Here is a 22,091-nt window from a genome sequence, read left to right on the forward strand (position 1 = left end):
TTATATCATTTCATAATTTTAAAAAAATATATTTTGTTGGAGGTTTTATTTAAATGAAATTTTCGAAAAGTAGCAAAATCTTTATCGCTTCAGCAACAACTGCAGCATTAGCTTCATCTGTTGTGATGGTTACACCATTACAAACTCAAGCTGCAGGTCCATTTACGGATGTAACATCTTCTGACTCCCACTATGAATCTATTTTAAAGTTAGCAGACTTAGGTATTATTAACGGCTATCCAGATGGTACATACAAATCACGAAGCCATGTTACTCGTGGACAAGTTGCAACAATTTTAGCTAATATTCTTAATTTAAAAACAGAAAACCCTAAAGATCCTGGGTTTACAGATGTTTCTAAATCACACGATCATTATGCTGCTATTGCTGCTTTAAAAGAAGCAAAATATATTAATGGTTATGAAGATAATACTTTTAAACCTAACGAAAAAATTTCGCGTGCGCATTTAGCAGTAATGATTGCATCTGCTCTAAAACTAGTTCCAAAAAATAGTGAAGCACTACCATTTAAAGATGTAACGTTATATGAAGAACAAATTAAAGCTTTATATGACTTTGGTATCACTGTCGGTACTACGGATACAACTTTCGATCCTGGTAACAATGTAACTCGTGGACAAGCTGCTTCATTCCTTTACCGTGCATTAGAAGTATATGATTCAACATTTAATTTATCAATTATGCATAGTAACGATACACATAGTGCTGTTGAAAAGGCGCCTAAGCGTGCAACAGCTGTTAAGGAATTCCGTACTAAAAATCCAGATGCATTATTACTGGATGCAGGAGATGCAAATACAGGAACTCTTTACTACAATGAACTTAAAGGTCAAGCAGATATCGCATTCATGAACTACATGAAATACGATGCAATGACATTTGGTAACCATGAGTTTGATGCTGGTTCTACACCTGAAGGACATCAAGCATTAGTAGACTTCATCAAAATAGCTGATTTCCCATTTGTTAGCTCAAACGTTGATTTCTCTGCAGATGCGAAATTCACTGGATTGTTCTCAGACTTAATCTCTAGTGAGCCTGAAAACGGTAAGATTTATAACGGTATTATTAAAGAAATAAACGGTGAGAAGGTAGGAATCTTTGGCTTAACGACTGCCGAAACTGCTGATATTTCTTCACCTGGAAGTATTGCTTTCAAAAACTACATTGAAGAAGCTGAAAAAGCTGTTAAAGCCTTCGAAGATAAAGGCGTAGATAAAATTATTGCGCTATCTCACTTAGGTTTTGATGATAATCCAGCAATTGATAACGATATTATCTTAGCTCAATCTGTTAATGGAATTGACGTAATTATCGGTGGTCACTCTCATACAGAATTGAAAGCGCCATATGTTGTAAATGCTAATACAACAGGTGTTGCTAAAGATACTACATTAATCGTTCAAGCTAAAAATGCAAGTGACTTCTTAGGAACACTTGATGTAACATTTAATGACAAAGGTGTCGTTGTAGCATATAAAGGTGGATTACTTGATTTAGGTAAATATGCTGATGATCAAGGTGCACTTGAACTGTTAAAGCCTTATAAGGAGCAAGTTACTAAGGTTGGGGGAGCTGAAATCAAAGCAACAGCATCTGAAGCTTTAGTAAGCCCTCGTATAACTGATGAAGGTAATACTGAACAACTAAGTGTTCGCAAAAATGAAACGGCTTTAGGTAACTTAATTACTGATGGAATGGTTACAAAAGCTCAGCAATTTACTGACAAAGAAGTAATCATGGCCGTGCAAAATGGTGGAGGTATCCGTGCTTCAATCGATGCTGGCGCTATCACAGTTGAGGAAGTTATCAAAGTACTTCCATTCATGAACACACTAGCGATTATGGATGTTACTGGAACTGAGTTAAAAGAGACGTTTGAAACAAGTGTTGGTGTATATCCAAACGAAAACGGTGGATTCTTACACGTATCTAAGGGAGTAAAAGTTCAATTTGACTCTTCTAAGCCCGCTGGAGAACGTGTTGTAAGTATTTCTTACACTGATGCATCTGGTAAAGAAGTACTGGTAGAAGATGCTAAAACGTATACAATCGCAACTAACGCATTCACTGGTAAAGGTGGAGACGGATTTAAAGCTCTTGAAAAAGCTTATGGAGAAGGGCGTATGACTGACTTAGGTCTTTCTGACTGGGAAAACTTCAAAGAGCATTTAGAATCAATCGGTACAATCACACCTACAGTTGAAGGGCGTATTGTAGACGTAGCAAAATAATTGGACGTAAAGGATCCGATATACAACTAGCTTAGTTGTATATTGGGTCTTTTTCATTGAGAATAACTCTATTTATAATAATCTTGTAAAAATTTATAAGTTTTAGTTGAAATAATTACTTACAATTAATAAAATAGTAATTATCATATAGGCTTAGTCTAAATACTTACAGGAGGAATTATGGATAATAATAGATATAGTATTTTAGCGAAGTTTCGTGAGGGGCATTATTTTTACTTAAACTTCAATAATCCTAGAATCTTAGATTGTTTAGAACAAGTTCCTCCACCACAGGGCCTATTAGCGCTTGCGCAGTGGCCAATCTATAAGCATGCAGAGATTGAGTTTTTTGTTGAACTGATCAATGGTAATATCAAATATTATCATTTGAAGGACCGACGTACAAAGGTTATGAAAACAATAAACCTCGACAAATCAGAATTATAAATTTAAACATAAAGAGAGGTACCACACTAGCTGTGATACCTCTTTTTTTACCATTCAATATTGGCAATAATTCCTGCATCATCATGAAGTTCAAGCATAATTCTAGCCGAAATGGAATCTCGATTTAATTTCTCATCAAGATAAAGTCGTATCGCAGTGATAAAGTTTACTGTGTTATAAAAGTCCATTTGACCATTCAAATAAGCTTCTGCAGTAAAACCTGCCATATCATCATACATTAACTCCACTTCAACATCGGTTGGCTGAACTTTTTTAAATTTTGCATGGAAATAACACAGTGCATTGATAACCTCTTGTTCAGATAATGTTATTTTTTCCAACTGTCCGTTACCTCTTTATTATTTTTACGTTTCATCATTTGATAAATTTTCATACAAATGAATACGATTAAAATAATGGCAGCTGCATTGATGGCAAAGCCTAAAATATTCCCGATAAGTCCCATATCAGAGAAAAGACTACCGAAGAGTAATCCAGCTAGACCCCCGATAAATAGGCCTTTCATCAGACCACCACTAGAAAATCCACCTTTAGATTGTGTAGCAGTTGATTTGTTATTTGTTGTTGTATTTGATTTATTAACAGTTGAATTTGTACCAGAATCATTATTTTGAACATTATTATTTGTTCCTGGGTTAGTGTTATAGCTTTTTTTACCTGATTTGTACGACTTTGCTTCGGCCGTTTCTACATGGTCTAAAAAAGGGATAACTGTACCAACACTTGAGAACGCTAAAGTGATGGCAATAAAAATTGCAGAAAGCTTTTTCATTTACTATATTTCCTCCATCCTTATAAACACAAATTCTGATTGTGCTTTTACTCTACAATTATATCAAAATATAAATAATATAAAAAATATTTGACATCGAATAGTAATCCGAGAAGTTTATTCGATATATTTTGAATCATCTGTACTTATTCTATACAAGGTCAATTATTCTAATATAGACCAACTAATAGTAATTCTTCCATTTTTGTAGATGAAAAAGTATGATAGAAAAGTAAATATATCTAGCATCAAATTATTGAAAGGAATGAATACATTGAAGGATGCACGTTTTAAAATTGCAAATCGAGAAGCCTTAATAGGCGTAGCTCTTGTTATCATAAATTTTGCTATTTGGTTTGGATTTGCTTACGGATTAGGTGAAGGCGACCCGAAAGAATATGATTTCATTTGGGGATTCCCGGCATGGTTTTTTTATAGCTGTATTGCCGGTACGATTTTTATGATTATTTTAATTTGGATAGCGATCAAAGTCCTTTTCAAGGACGTCTCATTCCATGACGAGGAGGATAAAGCATGATTCATTGGCAAGTTATAATTCCTCTTTTTGTCTTTTTAATCATTATTTTTGCAATAGGCTTTTGGGCAAACAAACAGGTGCGTAATTCAAGCTCGTTTCTACAGGAATACTTCTTAGGTGGCCGTGAAATGGGTGGCTTCCTGCTTGCTATGACAATGATGGCAACTTACGGAAGTGCATCAAGCTTTATAGGAGGTCCTGGTGTTTCCTATAATTTAGGGCTTGGGTGGGTGCTACTAGCCATGGCACAACTTCCAGCAGGTTACTTTGTACTAATGATTCTTGGTAAGAAATTCGCTATAATCTCACGTCGTTATGAAGCAATTACGCTTATCGACTTCTTAAAAAAACGCTATGACAGTAATATAGTGGTGTTTATTTCCGCCATCAGTATTATTGTGTTCCTATTTGCTTCGATGACCGCACAATGGGTTGGGGGAGCAAGGCTTATTGAGTCGCTAACAGGTTTAAATTACACGGTGGCTTTACTAATTTTTGCTGTAACTGTACTTGTTTATGTGGTTATTGGCGGCTTTAGAGCAGTCGCTTTAACAGATGCCTTACAAGGGACAATCATGATTATCGGAACAATCGTATTATTAATTGGAACAATTCTTGCAGGTGGGGGAATTGATAATATTATGGGCTCTCTTTTAAAAGAAAACCCTCAGATGCTATCACCTTTTGGTTCAGATGGCTCTCTTACACCTTTGTATGTATCTACCTTCTGGATTTTGATAGGGCTAGGTGTTATCGGTTTACCTCAAATTGCAGTTCGAGCTATGAGCTATAAGGATTCAAAAAGCTTACACCGAGCAATTCTTATTGGCACATTTGGTATAGGGACAATCATGTTTGGCATGCACTTAATTGGAGTACTGGCTCGTCCGGTAACACCGGGTATAGAAATTGCAGACAAAGTCATGCCGACACTGACTTTAGAGGTTCTACCACCTGTTCTTGCTGGGATAGTTCTAGCCGCTCCAATGGCAGCCATAATGTCAACGGTAAACGCTTTACTTATGCTTGTAAGTTCTACTGTCGTAAAAGACGTCTATCTTAATTTCATCAACCCTCAGGCGACAGACAAGCAAATTAAAAATAGAAGCTTTTGGGTTACAACAATTATTGGACTTGCAGTAGTGTTATTTTCATTGAATCCACCAGAGTTATTAATCATGCTCAATCTATTTGCCTTTGGTGGTTTAGAATCGGCATTTTTATGGGCAGTAGTATTTGGTCTTTATTGGAGCAAAGCGAATAAGTACGGTGCAATCTCATCGATGGTTGTCGGTTTAGTAATGTACATCGCCATTTATCGATTGGCTCCAAACGTTTTTGGGATGCACACAGTAACGCTTCCAATTATTGCATCCTTAATCACATTTGTTTTAGTGAGTTTAGGCACACAATCTAAATCTAGCTATAATCCAACTAAATTTTGATATAAATTAAATATTTTGTTTTCTTCTAAGGTATGTTAAGGTCTTAGTAATACAGATAGGACTTTCTTAGATGAAATGATCCGTAATGAATGATGGAGAAAGGGGTCGTTTCAAAAATGGCAAAGGATATTAAAGCTCAATATAATGGAATCATTTTACTGACAGGCTACTTACAGAGAGTGTTTGTTGCAGAAACGATATTAGAACGTGTAGGAGAACCATATAATCAAGAACGCTATGACATAGCCAAAGCTCTACTTGATGACGCCTACACAATCCTCCCAGTAGTGGAAGAAACAAAAACTGTATCTCAAGACCAAAAAAAGAAACTAGAGATAATTGCGAAGCACACAGGGGAGTTAATGAAAACATATTTCAAGCAAATGCCATTAACCTTTAACGAAAAACTAGCAATTGTGGGCTCATCTCTATATGCAGAGCAGCACGTTAATGCTGGGATTGTTAGACTTGGAGAACTATTTAACATTCAGGTAAATAAAGATTTCCACCAACGTGTTAAGTTTTATGAACAAAGAACGAAAATGATTGACTATCTTGTTTTTACGTTAAATCAAAAAGAAGAGTTAGAGGAACAATTCACCAAACCGATCGATCCATGGTTTGCGGATGTAATAAGAAATAAGGATTTAATTTTAGAGGACTTTAAACAAGTAGGGCAACTTTTAGAATTTTAAATAAAAAAGCTGATTGAAGGAGGTAGTAATAACTCCCAATCAGCTTTTTTTTATTCGAAAAATACTTTATCGACGTTATATTTAGCACGAAGGCTGTTAATCGCATATGTTTCGTAAATTTCACGTTCCATTGCATCATCAATTTCATAAACTTCAATTTTATAAATTTCGTTTCGATGGTTTTTCATTGGTGAAACGGTATCTTCGAAGTGTTTTTTGATGCGTTGACGAATTTTACGAGCCTTGCCTACAAATAGTACTTCATTTGCTTTGTTATAGAATAGGAAAAATCCACCTTTGTCACGAGTGATTTTATGGAAATCAATAAAACCATGGTAAGGTGTAATCGGAACATCTCCATCCTTTAACACTTGTTCACGCTGATAGATGATAACATCTGGTTTTGGTAATTCAATTTTAATCAAAATAGTTCACGTCCTTATTATGAATAGATTTCCATGCTACCACAAATACCAATGAATTGCTATAAAGGAAACAATAATCAATCGTTTTTACTCTCTATTTATTATTGACAACAAATAGAGCGGTTATAAATGAAAAATAGAGCTCCTACAGAAAGATGAGCAATCGACACTCAAAATTTTTTTGTAATGATTGTAATCTGGTTTTTCAGGGTAAGTAATTATTAAGGTAAACCTGGAGCTGGAAGGAATGAAGAAATTTTGAATACAAAATTAATCAGAACAACAACCAAAGAAGTACTACAAAAGAAAATTGCTGAGGAAAAATCAAAAGGTGCCATGATTTTAAAACAGGGCTACGAAAAGTGGCATAGATTACCTTATTTTCTTCGAGTTGTGAGATAAGGTAAAACGGTCGCGATTGTGTTTATATACGCAGTCGCTTCACCATTCTTCTTCACTTGTATTAGTTATTTTTAATCATTTAGGGTACGCAGTATTGTGTATCCTATTTTTGTTATACATAAGGATTGTGATGTTCATATTCATATTAAAAAGTAATGTACTTAAAAGTATAGTTGGTTTAAATTGAGACAAGCTCTAATTGAAACTTCGTATTCCTGTTCAAAGTATCTCTCTTCTTTTTATGACTTCTCTACTCAAAAGAACCTCTAATGGACTTCACTTTTATAAAATCGTTAATTTGATAATTTCCATGCCGGAATCAAAGAATGGAATTTAAAAATGAAGCTCATGAAAACGTGAATTATTGTATAAATAGCGAGTGTTATAAAGTAAGTTATAAGCCAGGTAAGAAGAGGTTCATCCAATAATAAGTAGAGCAATACCATTCCTACTGGGAAGGGTACTAGAATAATCAACCACATCGGGGCTCTTAGCGACTCGGTAATTGCGCCTAATGAGACTACAGAAATACCAATTATAAGTGCCAGAAAAACGGATAGGCCATTGCTGATTAGAAAGCTTCCAATGAAGTAAGATAGGGCAGTTAATAATATTGCCAAAAGAAAATCAAAATAATACCTCATCTGTACACACCTTTCTATTAAATGTTTTTGCACTATATATTTTATCATTATATTGATTGTAATAGGTATATGATTTGTGAATTTTCAGTCATTACACTACTTTCTTTGTTTATAAAAAACGCGCTGAATATGTTCTTAGCATGTTTATAATCCAACTTCATCAGGTTAATATACTACTATTCAAAAATTATTAAGTTATAATAAATACGAGGTGAGAGAAATGTTTGTTAGTGAAAAACAAATTGAGATTCGGTATGCAGAAACAGATCAGATGGGCGTAGTGTACCATTCGAATTACCTGGTGTGGATGGAGATTGGTCGAACACAGCTAGTGAAGGATGCTGGGTTTAACTATGCGGGGCTAGAGGAGCAAGGCTATATTTCACCAGTATTAGATTTGTCTATTCAATATAAAAAGGCCATGCGTTATGGGCAGGTGGCTACCGTGAAAACATGGGTAGAATCCCATACGAAATTAAAAACAGTTTACGGCTACGAAATTTTGCACGAGGATGGTTCCGTTGCAGCCACAGCAACTTCATTACATACTTTAGTTAAAAAAGATAACTTCCGCCCATATCCATTAGGCAAAGTAGATCCGGAATGGGATGCAAAATATCTAGAAATCGCACACAATAACGCATAAAAATTTTTCGCAAGGCTAGCATTTATTGCTAGTCTTTTTTATATGTGTTGGTCGGCTAGTTTTCATACATTGAAGTCGATGAACTGCATCGCGAGAGCATATTCGCTTGTGGATGCATTTCATGAGGTGGATGAACTGCATGGTGAGAGCAAATTGGATTAAGGATGCACTTCATAAGGTGGATGAACTGCATCGCGAGAGCAAATTGGATTAAGGATGCACTTCATAAGGTGGATGAACTGCATAACGAGAGTAAATTCGATACGGGATGCACTTCATAACAAGAATGAACTACATGGCGCATACAAATTCGCATCAAGATGCACTTCATAACAAAAATGAACTGTACCAAACGAGCAAATTCACACCAAGCTGCACTTCACAACATTAATAAACGCCAGCCCCCAGAAAACTCACTCCAAAATCTACTTCATATCCAGAATGCACCCCATTCCACCAGCAATCTCCACGCTATTGCCGCCTCATAACGCCACGCCATTCCCCAAACAGTTTTAACAACTTTCAAACATTTCGTGTCAAGCTACCAAGACGGAAAGAATCTTGTTATAATTAAGTTTATCTGTAAAATTCGAATCGAAAGGGAGGGGTGTAGTCATGGTGCAAAAAATGGAGACAATTGAGACGGTAAAATGCTTTATCGTCCTAACGAATACTGCTCGAGATGCCATTAAACAACACTTTCAGGATGAGCACTCCTTCTTTAAGCTACAAAACCCATTTGATATATATATAGAGAAGCAATCTGTCGAAGAGACTTCCTTATCCTTAACCCTTTACTTTGATAACCAACGAAATGAAAAGCTTAAAAAGAAATTTGACGAGCGGGTTGTCATTATGGACTGCGCTTTTGACCTTAAGAACGGTTTAGTTGCTAAAAGCTTCCGAACACGAGGGAAAAACACACCTGTTGCAACCAATCGCCGCCAACGAATGAAGATTCGACTTGTGCCATCGCGCATCAATGGCCATACATATCCAAAAGAATTTATTTCGACAATTGCGGAATTACCAGTTGCAAAGGAACGTTTTGACTTTATCAACAAACGTATTTCCAGCTGGGAGGGGTATTTAAAGGTTCAATACAAAAATGCTTCGATTGATGATATTGATGCGACCTTTAGCTCGATCCAATATAGCTCCGACTATTCCAAGGTCACTTTACGCTGCAACGGAATTGAAGAAAAGGAATGGAAGCAGTTAAAGGGTTTAAGTGCTTATGTTAAAGGCTTCCAGCGAGAAATTGGGGAGGTTGTTAAGGCTCATAAACAGGACCGAACAGTTGAAATTGAGCTAAATCCCAAAGTAGCAAAGCTTGCACGCTCTAATGACTTTGATTTCGCAACTGAACATATCACCTTTAGTAATGCTTCCACTAAATCACAGCTAAATCGTCTATTAAAGGGCTTTGAACGACTAAAAGAAGGCTTAGCGGCAAACCCGAATCTTGAAAATATTCTATTTGAGGATACGCCAAAGATCAGTGAACGAAAAACTGATGTAGAGATTGAATTCCACAACAATTTAAATGAATATCAAAGGGCTGCGGTTGCTGGTGCTATTTCAGCAGAAGATCTTTATGTTATACAGGGTCCCCCTGGTACAGGGAAAACTACTGTAATTTCAGAGATTTGCTATCAAAATGCCAAAGCGGGACTCAAAACTTTAATTGCGTCTCAATCGAACTTGGCCGTTGATAATGCATTAAGCCGTTTATTGAACAATAAAGATATTCGAATTCTTCGTTATGGACGTACTGAGAGTATCGAAGAAGAGGGTAAAAAATTCATAGAGGAAAATGTTTCAGAGTACTGGAAAAAGCAGACCTATGAAGCAATCACAAAGGAAATCGAGGGGCATAAATCAAAGGAACAGCAGTTAAAGGATGGAATCTCGAATGCTGAAACAGATATTGCTGACTTAAAAGAAATAGAAATTAAATTGCTAGAGGAAATCAAACTAAAAGAAGCTGCTAAGGAAAAATTAGCGGTCATCTCTGAAGAAATCACTCAGCTAAAAAAACAAATCATTCCACTAAAAAAAGAGCGTGAAAAAACGGAAGAAACGCTAGAAAAGCTTATAGAGTCACGCACTAAAATCTCTACACGAATTAATGAAATGAAGGAAAGCCTAAAAGCTATCGGTTCTGCTTCGACAATCGATGAACAGGTTCAAAAAGCAAAATCCAACATTCAAAAAAGTAATCGAATGCTGGAATATACTCAAGTAAAATCAGAGCTTGAAAAAATCGAAGCCCATTTAGAAGAAGCTAGAAAACAAAGTAAAAGCTTTGAAGACAGATCTAGCTCAATGGATTCAACAATTCAAGAGGTACAGGCCTTAAAAAAAGTACAAGATGTCGAGTCGTTTATAGAGAAGCATGAAATTCGTAGGGGATATGTCTTAAATCGCCTATTTTCTGACATGGAGAAAATTCATGAGCAGCTACTTGGCTACAAATCACTGAATGAAATATCAAGCCGCTTAGAAAAAGCCATTGATTTTAGCCAAACAACGCTCGCTATTCATGTACAAATGCCCGAGTTGCCGACAACTCATCATTATTCGCTCCAAGAGATTGATGAATTTTTAACAAAGTTAAGTCGTGCGTTTGCACAAAAGAAGATTAATAAAGACAATGGAGTACGTTCCATCCAAGGACTTTTCCTAAGAAAGCTTGCTATAAATCAAATCGCTCTTCGTTATCGTGCTTTAATCGATGAATCACTATTGGTATTCAACAAAATAAAAGAAGACATAGTGGATCAAATGATGCAGCAGGGCGGAATTGATGAGGGCTCGATGCTTTCATTAAAAACGAAGGAAGAAAATCTACTAGCTAGAAAATCTCAATATAAGGCTCAGCTACAAGCATTTGATTTTACAAAACAAGAACTTGAGTCCATTCCATCTGCTGCTGAGATACAAACTGTGCGTGAAGTTCTGGAAAAAGAAATAATAGAGCTTGAGCAAAACAAAGAAAAAATCGATGGTCTTAAAACTCAACTGTCGAAAAAGCAAGAAGAGCTACAAAGTGTGCAAGAACAAATTACAAATGGTGAAGCAGTTTTAAAGGAGTATATCGCCCAATTAAAGGAATACAATGCAAAAGGTATTCAGCTTGAAAAAGAAAGTGAGCTACTAGAAAAAATCACTAAGCAAAATCCAGAGCTTGAATTGGAAAAAACCAAGGAAAAATCCGAAGAAACAAAGCAACAAGTCCAAAAATTGCATAAAAAAATCGAAATGCTGCCAGTAGCACAGAACATGCAGCTTCAATGGAAGGCACTGCTTGAACAGGCAACAGAGCATGACTTGGACGAGATTCGTAAGCTTTATGTAAAACATGCAAATGTTATTGGGACAACCTGTGTCGCTTCAGCAAATAAAGAGTTTATGGAGAACTATCCGATATTCGATGTGGTTATTATCGATGAGGTATCAAAAGCAACGCCTCCTGAGCTTTTACTACCAATGCTTAAAGGAAAAAAAGTTGTACTTGTTGGGGACCATCATCAGCTTCCTCCATTAATAGGTGATGATACCTTCGAAGAAACACTGGAAACGGTTATTAAGGAAAGCGATACCTTTGAGGAGAAACGCGAATTAGAAAAGCTTCTTGAGGAATCTCTATTTGAACGCTTATACAAAAATCTTCCAGCTTCTAATAAGAAAATGCTGGCGATTCAATACCGTATGCATGAAAACATCATGAAAACAATTTCCCCATTCTATGAATATGAAAATGATTCATTACAATGTGGTCTTCCTGATTCAGATGCTTTACGCGATCACAAATTACAGAGTTCATTCATTAATCGAAATGAACACCTGCTATGGGTGGACATCCCGAACAAACAGGAATTCTTTGAGGAGCGCATGAAGGGTGGCTCTAGTTTACTAAATGAGTCCGAAATCAATGTTATTCGAAATATGTTACTTGATTTAAATGAGGCTACGGCAAAAGCTAAAGCTGAAGGACTAATCCTACAAGACGAATTAAAATCTGTTGGAGTGATTAGCTTCTATGCAGCACAGGTCAAACGCATTAACCGACTTATTGAACAGGAGCTAAGTCTGCCGCATCTACATATCCGAACTGGTTCAGTCGATAAATTCCAGGGGATGGAGATGGACGTGATATTGGTAAGCATGGTCCGGAATAATGACAACAAACACGGGGATATTGGGTTTGCCAAGGATTATCGTCGCTTAAACGTTGCCTTATCTCGTGCAAGAGAATTATTGGTATTAATCGGTAGTACAGAAATGTTCGTCAACCGTCCGAAAAAAGAAGAAACTCGTAAAATGTATAAAACGTTGTTAAATACAGTGAAATCTCAAGAGGGTTATCGAAATACAATTGAAAGCTTTATTTCATAAGGAGGAGCTATGGAAATACAATCCTTGCAACAATCACTTGAGTCAGAGCTTACAAAAAATTCAAAAGCATCCATCCTCCAAGCTGACACTTGGTGTGTTCCTGTTCATACTTTAAATGTTACGTATAAGCCCGTTGTTCGTACAAAAATGGATATTCTTATGAAGATGCTGTTTCTATCATTGAAGGATACTCAATTTGAAAGTGCCGAGCAAATCAGTGAAATTCTCCTTGTAGAGCAGCTTTTTGTAGAAGATTTATTATCTAAAATGCAAAAAACAGGATTGATTGCAAAAGTTGAATCCTTTTATCAGCTAACGGAGAAAGGGCAGAAGCAATTTGCCAATGGCGTCTTTGAAGAAGAACAGGATGAAACCGCAACGGAGCTTTTATACAGCCCGACACATAATAGTTTTTTAAATGGCGATCTTGAGGAGGTGCTTGAATTTGAGGACTTTCCGGAGCAAATTTTCCGATATCAGATTCAGCAAAATGAGCCTACATTAGAAGATAAATTAGTGATTCAAGAGCTACAAGCCATCAATGAAGATAATGATGACACTGAGGAAAACAAGCTCTTCATCACTTCGATTGATTCAGTCGAGGATGTTCAGGTAAATGACGTACCCTGTATCGAATTTTTGCTGTATGAGGTAGAGAAGGATTTGTTTACTTCACGTGTTTGGAATACATTATTGGATAAATGGGACGAGCAACTGGAGCAGCTCATTGGGGAAAATGAAAAATCAACCTGGCGTGATAAATTAGCTCAGAAATAGCAAGTGATTTCGATTATATATTTTAAATTCAAATTAATAGAAATATCGAATATTGCAAATATTTATAATCCATGTTAGTATTAGTTTAATTTCATCTATCTTATCAAGAGAAGCAGAGGGAAATGGCCCGATGAAGCTTCAGCAACCTCTAACATCGTTAGAAAGGTGCTAATTCCAGCAAGGCATATTTGTCTTGGGAGATAAGAGTGCGCGTATCGATTATACCCTCTCATTCTCACGCTGGAATGAGAGGTTTTTTATTGTCCAAAATAGAGTGAATTTGGCATGTAAAGAAATGGGGGAATATTAATGCCTATCAATATACAAAAGAATTTACCTGTAGGAGAAATATTACGTAAAGAGAAAATCTTCGTAATGGAAGAAGACCGTGCAAGCACGCAACAAATTCGACCTTTAAATATTTTGGTGTGTAACTTAATGCCTGAAAAAGAGAAAACGGAGCTACAGTTATTACGCTTATTAGGGAATACGCCATTACAAACCAATGTAACCTTTTTAAACACCGCTACATATGCATCAAGAAATGTATCAAAATCACATTTAGATACATTTTACAAGACATTTCATGAAATCAAGCATCGCCGTTTCGATGGAATGATTATTACAGGTGCTCCAGTGGAACGCATGGATTTTGAAGATGTAAGCTATTGGGAAGAGATTTCTGAAATTATGGACTGGGCTAAGCTGAATGTCACTTCATGTATGTATATTTGTTGGGGAGCACAGGCCGCTCTTTATAAACATTTCAATATTGGAAAGTTTGAGCTGCCAAAGAAATGCTCAGGTGTATACTCTCATGTTATTACGGATTTAACGGTAGACTTAGTGCGCGGATTTAGCGATGAGTATGTAGCACCACATTCACGTCACACTTCTGTTTCCTTAGAGGAAGTTCAAAATCATCCGGATTTACGATTACTAAGCTATTCTGAGGAAGCCGGTCCATTTATTGTCCAGTCCAAGGATACGAAGCATATTATGATTACTGGACATTTAGAGTATGACGCAACAACTTTGGCAGATGAATATATTCGAGACGTGGAAAAAGGCGACCCAGTAGATATCCCGGTCAACTACTTCCCGGATAATGATCCAAAGAAATCGCCTAAAAACACTTGGCGTGCCCATTCCTACCTGCTGTTCTACAATTGGTTAAACTACTACGTATACCAAGAAACACCATTCGAATGGCATTATATTGAGGATACAATTGAATTCCATATTTAATTTAGGGGAGCCATGTGAAAAGACACATGGCTTTTTAATTTGTAAATTTATATAAGCTGATAGACAGTTTAATCAAGTAAATGAAGAAAAGTGTCTTTCATAACAAAGCTGAAAGACACTTTTATTAAGTAAACAAAGACTAGTGTCTTTCATAAGCATGATGAAATACAGTTTTATCGAGTGAACAAGGATTAGTGTCTTTCATAAGCAAGATGAAAGACAGTTTTATTAAGTAAACAATGATAGTGGCTTTCATAAGCAAGATGAAAGACAGTTTTATCAAGTAAACGAATAATAGTGTCTTTCATAACGAAAATGAAATAAAGTTTTATCAAGTAATCGAAGGCTAGTGTCCTTCATAACCAAGACCAACATGAAAGACACTTCTTCAAGTCATCCAATCAATTTACTCTTATTTGACTGGAAACTCACAAATTTTTGGGTATTTCTTTATTAAGGATGAATAGCAAGTGTGATTAAAGAAAAAATACAATTGGAAGGAGGCAATATAAGATATGTCTGAACAGATGAATTATGGTGAAGATTACAAATATATTCCGATGACCTCGGTATCGAGTGGAAAGGGACAGGAAGTAAGACCGGATATATATTCCTTTACAACGCAGGTAGTTAATTTATGTATGATTGGTGAACCAAGCTCTCCGACAGGGTGGACATTGGTCGACGCAGGGATGCCAAAGTCTGTGAATACCATTATAAAAGAAGCTGAAAAACGTTTTGGCCCGGATGCACGTCCAAATGGTATTCTCTTAACTCACGGACATTTTGACCATGTTGGTGCAATAATCGAGTTGATTGAGCATTGGGGTGTGCCAGTCTATGCTCATGAATTAGAAATCCCTTATTTAACAGGACAGAAGAGTTATCCGGATGCGGACCCTACTGTTGAAGGTGGGCTTGTAGCAAGAATTTCTCCCTATTTTCCAAATGAGCCTATCAATTTAGGGCAGCATGTAAAACCTCTACCAAACGATGGTTCTGTGCCAATATTAAAGGAATGGCAATTGATACACACACCTGGGCATTCTCCTGGACACGTTTCATTTTTTAGAGAATCTGATGGAGCGTTAATTGCTGGGGATGCTTTTGTGACGGTAAAACAGGAATCCCTTTTTAAAGTACTTGTACAAGACCAGGAAATTAGTGGTCCACCTCGTTACTTTACAACGGATTGGAAGCAAGCCTGGTATTCCGTGAAAAAACTTAAGGACCTAAAGCCGAATGTTGCAATCACAGGACATGGTTTACCGATGGAGGGGCAGCAATTAGAAGATAATTTAGCTTTATTAGTAAATGATTTTGACAAAATTGCGATACCAAAGCACGGAAGGTATGTAGATGGCACTGAAAACTAATTTACTAAAAAGGATGTGAAAAACATCCTTTTTTCTATTTACTCGCCAAAATTTATCCCCCCTAATCTACGAATAACACCACTCCCTGGGTAATAGAATGATTTAAAAATACCCACACTCATCAAAAGTAATTTTATACCAATTTAATTCGTTTTTTTATTTCAAAATATCAATTACTTATACCTTTATCTTCTATGACTATCAAAGGGAGGGAGCCTCAACACAATTTAGCATTAAAAATAGATTTGAAAAGGAGTGAAGCAATGACAAATGAAGCGATTATAAAGTCTGCTACAAGAAAAAGAAATTTAAGAATCCTGCCATTTATCTTAATCTTGTATATCGTAGCTTATCTTGACCGTGTCAATATGGGCTATGCAGCACTTGAGATGAATGCAGAGATGGCTTTAACGGCGGAAGTGTTCGGTCTGCTTTCGGGAATATTCTTTATTGGCTACTTTTTCTTTGAAGTACCGAGTAACATGATTATGCATAAAGTCGGTGCACGTATCTGGATTGCCCGAATTATGCTGACATGGGGTATCGTTGTTGTTTTAACAGGATTTGTTGAGAGTGCGACACATTTATATATTTTAAGATTTCTATTAGGTGTGGCGGAAGCTGGTTTCTTCCCTGGAATTATACTTTACCTTACGTATTGGTTTTTAGAACGAGAACGCTCTAAAGCGACGGCAATCTTGATATTAGCATTGCCAATTGGCGGTTTAATTGGGGCACCACTTTCAACATGGATTATTGATACGATCTCATGGGCGAATATGTCAGGCTGGCGTTGGATGTTTATATTAGAAGGGATTCCTGCCTTAATTCTTGGGATTATCGTGCTATTTTACTTAACTAATCGTCCAAAAGATGCAAAATGGCTAACAGAAGAAGAGAAAAATTGGCTAGAAAAAGAATTAGAGGCTGAAAGAATTGCAAGCAGCAAGATTAATAAATCTACAAAACTATCAATGTTAAAAGACTTAACTGTATGGAAGCTATCTGCATTTTACTTTGCGGGTTATACGGGAATTTATGGGCTATCCTTCTGGGTTCCAACAATCATTAAATCATTATCAGAGGCAAATACTACGAATCTAGAAATCGGCTGGCTAGCAATGATTCCTAATATTGTGGCTATCCCAGCAGCTCTATTTGTTGGATGGAATGCCGATCGAACGGGTAGCCACAAAAAGCATTTATTAATCTGCCTAGTGATTGCATTAGTTGGATTTATCGGCTGTGCAAGCGTTTCATCGGTAGCGCCAATGGTTATCGTTTTATCCATTGCATCCTTTGGTCTTTATGGATTTGCAGGCTGCTTCTTCGCTTACTTAACATTCTTCTTTACAGAGTCTACAGCACCGGTGGGTATTGCATTAGTAAACTCCTTCGCTGCACTTGGAGGCTTTGTAGGACCGACGATTTTAGGTATGTTCACGTTAACTTCAGGAATGTTCTTGCTTGCAGGGATTATTGGTGTAGGACTATTAATCTTACTTACCATGAAACGGGAAAGTCCTTTATCCACTTAATGATTTGATAAGCAAATAAAAATGGGTAATCCGAATTTGTGGATTACCCATTTTTTATATTGAAGCATTAGTTCATTCAAACGTTAAATTGATAGGCTCCTCAGGTAATAGCTCATGGCCTGAATGAGTTGTAGTAGGTGTTTTTTCATCAACTACAGTAAATTGGAAATTATCTGCCCAAACTTTTCCTTTTCCAATTAAAAGAACTCCAAAATGAATGGACGTACTTTCTTCAGGTACATCTAGAACAATGGTATAGTGATTCCAATCAGAGGTCCCTGTTATAGACCGATTATGCATATTGTCAAAGGCAATTGAATCACCTGAACTGTTATCAATTCTCATCCAAGCACTTGCCTTTGTGACATCATCTGTCTTTAGAAAGCAGGATAGTTTGAGCCGTTTTCCCTGGTATTGTTTTGCTTGGAAGCCCTGCATCATTGTTGCAAATTGCTGATCGTTTACTTTTTTTATGGAATAAAGAACTCCTGATTTTGCGCCAGTGTGAAAGATGACAGGATCTACAGCCATTTCATAAGCCTCTGGATTACTTCCACTTAATGACCAGCCTTTTACATCTTCTTTTATACTCATTTCTTTTTCCTCCTTCATCATCTGAATTTCTCTCATTAGCTTTCGGAATTGTCCTGGTGGCAGTGAATAGACCTCTTTAAATGCTCTTGAAAAAGCTTCCTGTGATTGAAATTGCAAGGAGAATGCGATTGAGATAATCGATTCATTTGTTTTTATAAGAAGGGTAGCTGCTTTAGCTAAACGGCGCACTCGAACATATTCTCCAACGGTTAAACCCGTTTCCTTCTTAAAAATCCTTAATAAATGAAATTTTGAATACCCAACTGCTTTAGGGAGTCCATGTAAATTATCTAGTAAATGATTTTCAATAAATGAAATAGCCTGCTGAGTTAAATTGCTATAGTTCAACTACATCACCTCACTTCTGTATTAACTATAACTGATATTGAAATTAAATATTTGATTGAGATTGCTAAATTTTCCAATTATCAATTGTTTAATGTATCACTTTTTGATATATTATAATTAGATATATCAAAAAGTGATATAGTAGGTGGTGATTTTTTGAAGTCATTAGAACAACTAACAGATTCGGTATTTTACATCATGGCAGCACTTACTGAACCGAGGCACGGCTACGCAATCATGAATTTAATCGAGGACACAACTAAGGGGAGCTTTGTGATAGGACCTGCCTCTCTTTATACAATTATAAAAAAATTATTAAAAGAAGAACTAATCGTTTTGCATGATGACTCGGATTCAAGAAGGAAGGTATATGTCCTTACAGCTAAGGGCAGAGAAGTGTTAACGGAAGATATTAAGCGAAGAAAAGTAATGATTGAGCTTGCGGAAAAAGGACTAGAGGGGGACAAAACAATATGAAAAAAACAAAGTATATAATGTCTTGGGGTTTAGCCTTTGCAGAAAAGCAGGATTTAGAAAAGCTAAGCAAAAAAGCGAAACAAGGCTGGCGATTAAAAAGCCTTGCATTTGCAGGGTTTCGTTTAGAAAAAGGAGCACCTGAGCACGTTCAATATAGCGTGGATTATCGCTTATTAAAAGAAGGTGAAAAAGAGGAGTATTTAGAATTATTTTCACAAGCTGGCTGGGAGCATGTTTGTTCAAGCTATGATATCCATATTTTCAAGGCACCATATGGTACTACTCCTATTTACAGCGATACAGAATCAGCAGTCGATAAATTAGACCGACTTTTAAAGCCGGTTTCTTTAATTGGAAAGTTTATCCTTCCATTAACTATGATCTCTTATCTTTTAATGAATTTCTTAACAGGTCCAATTGAGCAATTTAGTAAAATCATCTTCTTAATATCAATGGTTTTTGCAGTGCCAACACTTATGATGGTTGTTGCGTTAATGCTGCGTAAAAAGAAATTAACGATAACAAAAAGCTACTAAAAAGAAATGTGGGCTATCCAGCTTAAGGATAACCCACATTTTTTATAGCAAGAACATCGCAACAATAGTCGTAACGACTAGACCGATTACTACAGGAATTAAATTTCGTCTAGCTAATTCGAATGGGCTGACATTACAAATGGCAGCAGCTGGAATCAATGCCCAAGGAACTAATGTACCTCCACCAACCCAGATTGCTGCAATCTGACCAAGTGCTGTAAGAGTTGCCGTACCTTCTCCAATTGCTGTACCAAACAGGTTAGCTATAGATCCAGCTAACGTAATTCCAGAAAAACCAGATCCATCTAATCCAGTAATTGCACCAACTGTTGTTAGAGTCATCGCAGCAACTTCACCTGTTAAAGGCACAATAGCAGCAAGTGCAACACCGAGGTCATTTACAATTCCTTGAGAGCCATTTGGTAAATATTCGCCAAGTACCGCTATAAAGCCCGAATCTCCTAAATAGAAGAAAGCCGCAATCGGGATTACAGGTCCAAATACTTTAAACCCAAATTGGAAGCCTTCGATTAAATAACTTGTCGTTTTCTCCAGTCCATCATTTTTATGAGCAAAGATAGCAAGCAGGATGAGAATAAAGACAGTCGTTCCACCAACTAGGGCAGTAGCATCTCCACCGGAAAGGTTAAAGACGGCCATTCCCACAACATCTAGCACAAATGCAACAGGTATAAGCACAGCAAAGAACTTACGTTGTCCTAAGCTTAATAATTTTGTATTAACAACCTCGTCTTTTTTCTCTTTATCAAATGTACCAAGCATTTCCATTTTTCCACGTTTCATATCACGTCTCAACATGAAAAAGGCAACAACCGTTGTAACAACACCCATTACAATAACAAGGGGAATGCTTGCAGTAATTACGTCAGATACAGGTATCCCAGCAGCATCTGCTGTTAACTTAGGAGCACCTTGGATAATGAAGTCAGAAGAAAGTGCAATTCCATGACCAAACAAGTTCATCGCCATAGCGACCCCCAGTGCCGGGAGCCCTGCACGAATCGCTACAGGAAGCAGAACTGCACCAAGTAAAGCAACTGCAGGAGATGGCCAGAAGAACCAAGAGATTATCATCATTAAAATCCCAATTGTCCAATAGGCAAGAGTTGGGTTTTTAATGATTTTAGTGAAAGGAGACACCATCACTTCATTGATTCCAGTCTTCATGAGAACCCTGCTCATGGCAACGATAATGGAGATAATGAGAATAGTAGATAATAGTTCATTGATGGCGTATATAAAGCTGTTAAATACCCCACTAATTGAAGCGGTAAAATCTCCCGTAGCCACAATAGCGATAACGAAAATCCCGATAATACAAATTAAAGACGTATCACGACGTCTGACCATAAACCCAATGATTAACACAATAAACGTCACATATATCCAATGTAACGCCGACAAATCAACACCCATAATTCATCCCCTCTGTTCGTTTACCCATAGAATATGAGGCGTATGACTAGATGGTGAGGAGGGGGATTAAGATAAATAAATTTTAAAATCAATAAAATATGTTATTAATTACCATCACTTCAAAGCAAATGTTAGGGTGAGAGTTAAAGGGCATTGTAATTCCATATTCGGAAGGAAAACGAGATATAAAAAGGGAACTATTTGATATACCAGATTAAATAAAGGAGAGAAGAGTATGAGTAAATCATATATTGAACAAGTACATTATATTAGAATTCCTGTAAAAGATTTAGAAATGTCTGCACAATGGTATAGAGATGTACTAGGGCTCCAGTTACTAAACAATACTGGGGAACTTGCAATTTTAAAAGTAAATGAAGGACCTTTTTTAATTATCCTAGTTCCTACCGAAGATGAAACATTTGCACATTTTACAATTGATAATAAACAAGAGTTTAGCATTGGCTTTACAAGTCCAGAATTATCTAAATTTCATCAACACTTAATTGATAATCAAGTTAAAGTCGAGGATATAAAAGAAGATAATGGTCATGCCTTTTTCCACTTTTATGACCCAAATGGTAATAGACTTCAAGTACACTGGTAAGCTTATAATAAATAAATTATCGTATTTCATTAACGGGTGCTTTAGAAATAAGAATGGGAACGTCCAAATCAGACGATCCCATTTTTTTTGCTAAAAAACAAGAATACTATTTAACAAAGCCTTGTATTAAAAAGTTTAAGTGGGAAAGTATTACTATATTGTTTGAACGAGTTTTACGAGTGGTAACCATTGACTTTTGTTGGAAAATTGGTTGACTGTCAACTGTTGCACGCCCTTAAAATATATCTAATCCAATATATGTTTCAAATTTTTTTGATATCTTTTTTATTATTAAAGATTATTTTAAAGATTATTTAATTTAAAATTCTGTATAATTTTTTCATTAAGCTTTCTGAGAGGGTGGTGTTGTTTAGTGCAAAATAGAAGTACAGAGTTTTGAAAAGGAAAAGTACATAACGTTGCAACTCAAGTTTCAACAAAAAAAGGCTTGCCAGCCTCACA

General features: G+C 36.4%; 20 protein-coding genes and 1 riboswitch. Of the genes, 15 read left to right on the forward strand and 5 right to left on the reverse strand.

Annotated features, from left to right (window positions below; genetic code table 11):
* The first annotated feature begins 53 nt into the window (after positions 1-53).
* Positions 54-2,255, forward strand: coding sequence for a 5'-nucleotidase C-terminal domain-containing protein (locus BJ095_RS06335; protein ID WP_181417976.1), 2,202 nt, complete (start codon positions 54-56; stop codon positions 2,253-2,255).
* Positions 2,256-2,435: 180 nt separating this feature from the next.
* Positions 2,436-2,702, forward strand: coding sequence for a hypothetical protein (locus BJ095_RS06340; protein ID WP_107933448.1), 267 nt, complete (start codon positions 2,436-2,438; stop codon positions 2,700-2,702).
* A gap of 47 nt (positions 2,703-2,749) precedes the next feature.
* On the opposite strand, the gene BJ095_RS06345 is transcribed toward BJ095_RS06340, so the two are convergent.
* Both BJ095_RS06345 and BJ095_RS06350 read right to left on the reverse strand, forming a co-directional pair.
* Entirely contained in the window at positions 2,750-3,043 is a 294-nt protein-coding gene (locus BJ095_RS06345; protein WP_107933450.1) for a YxcD family protein, read from the reverse strand.
* On the reverse strand, positions 3,031-3,495 hold the full coding sequence (locus tag BJ095_RS06350) for a hypothetical protein (protein ID WP_107933452.1): 465 nt from the start codon (positions 3,493-3,495) through the stop codon (positions 3,031-3,033). Before BJ095_RS06350 ends, BJ095_RS06345 begins: the two co-directional genes overlap by 13 nt.
* A 274-nt stretch (positions 3,496-3,769) precedes the next feature.
* Here BJ095_RS06350 and BJ095_RS06355 point away from each other — a divergent pair, with 274 nt between their 5' ends.
* The 3 genes from BJ095_RS06355 to BJ095_RS06365 all read left to right on the forward strand — a co-directional run bounded on the left by BJ095_RS06355 (position 3,770) and on the right by BJ095_RS06365 (position 6,173).
* The gene (locus BJ095_RS06355; RefSeq protein WP_107933454.1) at positions 3,770-4,033 is read left to right on the forward strand and encodes a YhdT family protein; all 264 of its coding nucleotides are present in this window, start codon (positions 3,770-3,772) and stop codon (positions 4,031-4,033) included.
* Positions 4,033-5,478, forward strand: coding sequence for a sodium/pantothenate symporter (panF, locus tag BJ095_RS06360; protein ID WP_181417979.1), 1,446 nt, complete (start codon positions 4,033-4,035; stop codon positions 5,476-5,478). The genes BJ095_RS06355 and panF overlap by 1 nt, the downstream gene beginning before the upstream one ends.
* Positions 5,479-5,567: 89 nt before the next feature.
* On the forward strand, positions 5,568-6,173 hold the full coding sequence (locus tag BJ095_RS06365) for a hypothetical protein (RefSeq protein ID WP_146223201.1): 606 nt from the start codon (positions 5,568-5,570) through the stop codon (positions 6,171-6,173).
* Positions 6,174-6,223: 50 nt separating this feature from the next.
* On the opposite strand, the gene BJ095_RS06370 is transcribed toward BJ095_RS06365, so the two are convergent.
* Positions 6,224-6,598, reverse strand: a complete 375-nt coding sequence (locus tag BJ095_RS06370; RefSeq protein WP_107933460.1) for a nucleotide excision repair endonuclease — start codon at positions 6,596-6,598, stop codon at positions 6,224-6,226.
* Positions 6,599-6,856: 258 nt separating this feature from the next.
* Here BJ095_RS06370 and BJ095_RS18985 point away from each other — a divergent pair, with 258 nt between their 5' ends.
* The 7 genes from BJ095_RS18985 to BJ095_RS06405 all read left to right on the forward strand — a co-directional run bounded on the left by BJ095_RS18985 (position 6,857) and on the right by BJ095_RS06405 (position 17,630).
* Entirely contained in the window at positions 6,857-7,000 is a 144-nt protein-coding gene (locus BJ095_RS18985) for a hypothetical protein (protein WP_181417977.1), read from the forward strand.
* Positions 7,001-7,864: 864 nt separating this feature from the next.
* Positions 7,865-8,290, forward strand: a complete 426-nt coding sequence (locus tag BJ095_RS06380; protein WP_107933464.1) for an acyl-CoA thioesterase — start codon at positions 7,865-7,867, stop codon at positions 8,288-8,290.
* Between the two features lie 627 nt (positions 8,291-8,917).
* Positions 8,918-12,691, forward strand: coding sequence for a DEAD/DEAH box helicase (locus BJ095_RS06385; RefSeq protein ID WP_235867590.1), 3,774 nt, complete (start codon positions 8,918-8,920; stop codon positions 12,689-12,691).
* 9 nt (positions 12,692-12,700) lie between these two features.
* Positions 12,701-13,468, forward strand: coding sequence for a hypothetical protein (locus tag BJ095_RS06390; RefSeq protein WP_107933468.1), 768 nt, complete (start codon positions 12,701-12,703; stop codon positions 13,466-13,468).
* 97 nt (positions 13,469-13,565) lie between these two features.
* Positions 13,566-13,675: riboswitch (SAM riboswitch) on the forward strand.
* Between the two features lie 102 nt (positions 13,676-13,777).
* Complete coding sequence (gene metA / locus BJ095_RS06395; RefSeq protein ID WP_107933469.1) at positions 13,778-14,716, forward strand: homoserine O-acetyltransferase MetA; 939 nt, start codon at positions 13,778-13,780, stop codon at positions 14,714-14,716.
* A 515-nt stretch (positions 14,717-15,231) separates the two neighbouring features.
* Positions 15,232-16,092: an MBL fold metallo-hydrolase gene (locus BJ095_RS06400; protein WP_107933471.1), complete on the forward strand. Its 861-nt coding sequence runs from the start codon at positions 15,232-15,234 to the stop codon at positions 16,090-16,092.
* Between the two features lie 263 nt (positions 16,093-16,355).
* Complete coding sequence (locus BJ095_RS06405) at positions 16,356-17,630, forward strand: MFS transporter (protein WP_107933473.1); 1,275 nt, start codon at positions 16,356-16,358, stop codon at positions 17,628-17,630.
* Between the two features lie 72 nt (positions 17,631-17,702).
* Here the strand turns inward: BJ095_RS06405 and BJ095_RS06410 are convergent, their stop codons facing one another.
* Positions 17,703-18,572 carry a helix-turn-helix transcriptional regulator gene (locus tag BJ095_RS06410; RefSeq protein ID WP_107933475.1) on the reverse strand — a complete coding sequence of 290 codons (870 nt, stop codon included), beginning with the start codon at positions 18,570-18,572 and terminating at the stop codon, positions 17,703-17,705.
* A 156-nt stretch (positions 18,573-18,728) separates the two neighbouring features.
* On the opposite strand from BJ095_RS06410, the gene BJ095_RS06415 reads away from it, so the two are divergent.
* Both BJ095_RS06415 and BJ095_RS06420 read left to right on the forward strand, forming a co-directional pair.
* Complete coding sequence (locus tag BJ095_RS06415; protein WP_107933477.1) at positions 18,729-19,049, forward strand: PadR family transcriptional regulator; 321 nt, start codon at positions 18,729-18,731, stop codon at positions 19,047-19,049.
* Positions 19,046-19,585: a DUF2812 domain-containing protein gene (locus tag BJ095_RS06420; protein ID WP_107933478.1), complete on the forward strand. Its 540-nt coding sequence runs from the start codon at positions 19,046-19,048 to the stop codon at positions 19,583-19,585. Before BJ095_RS06415 ends, BJ095_RS06420 begins: the two co-directional genes overlap by 4 nt.
* 42 nt (positions 19,586-19,627) lie before the next feature.
* On the opposite strand, the gene BJ095_RS06425 is transcribed toward BJ095_RS06420, so the two are convergent.
* Positions 19,628-21,022 (reverse strand): hypothetical protein, encoded by a 1,395-nt coding sequence (locus BJ095_RS06425; protein WP_107933480.1) that lies wholly within the window; start codon positions 21,020-21,022, stop codon positions 19,628-19,630.
* Positions 21,023-21,257: 235 nt separating this feature from the next.
* Between BJ095_RS06425 and BJ095_RS06430 the strand changes: the two genes are divergently transcribed.
* Positions 21,258-21,629: a VOC family protein gene (locus BJ095_RS06430; RefSeq protein ID WP_107933482.1), complete on the forward strand. Its 372-nt coding sequence runs from the start codon at positions 21,258-21,260 to the stop codon at positions 21,627-21,629.
* Positions 21,630-22,091 lie beyond the last annotated feature (462 nt).

Source organism: Ureibacillus chungkukjangi, assembly GCF_003217295.1.
Classification (GTDB): Bacteria; Bacillota; Bacilli; order Bacillales_A; family Planococcaceae; genus Ureibacillus; species Ureibacillus chungkukjangi.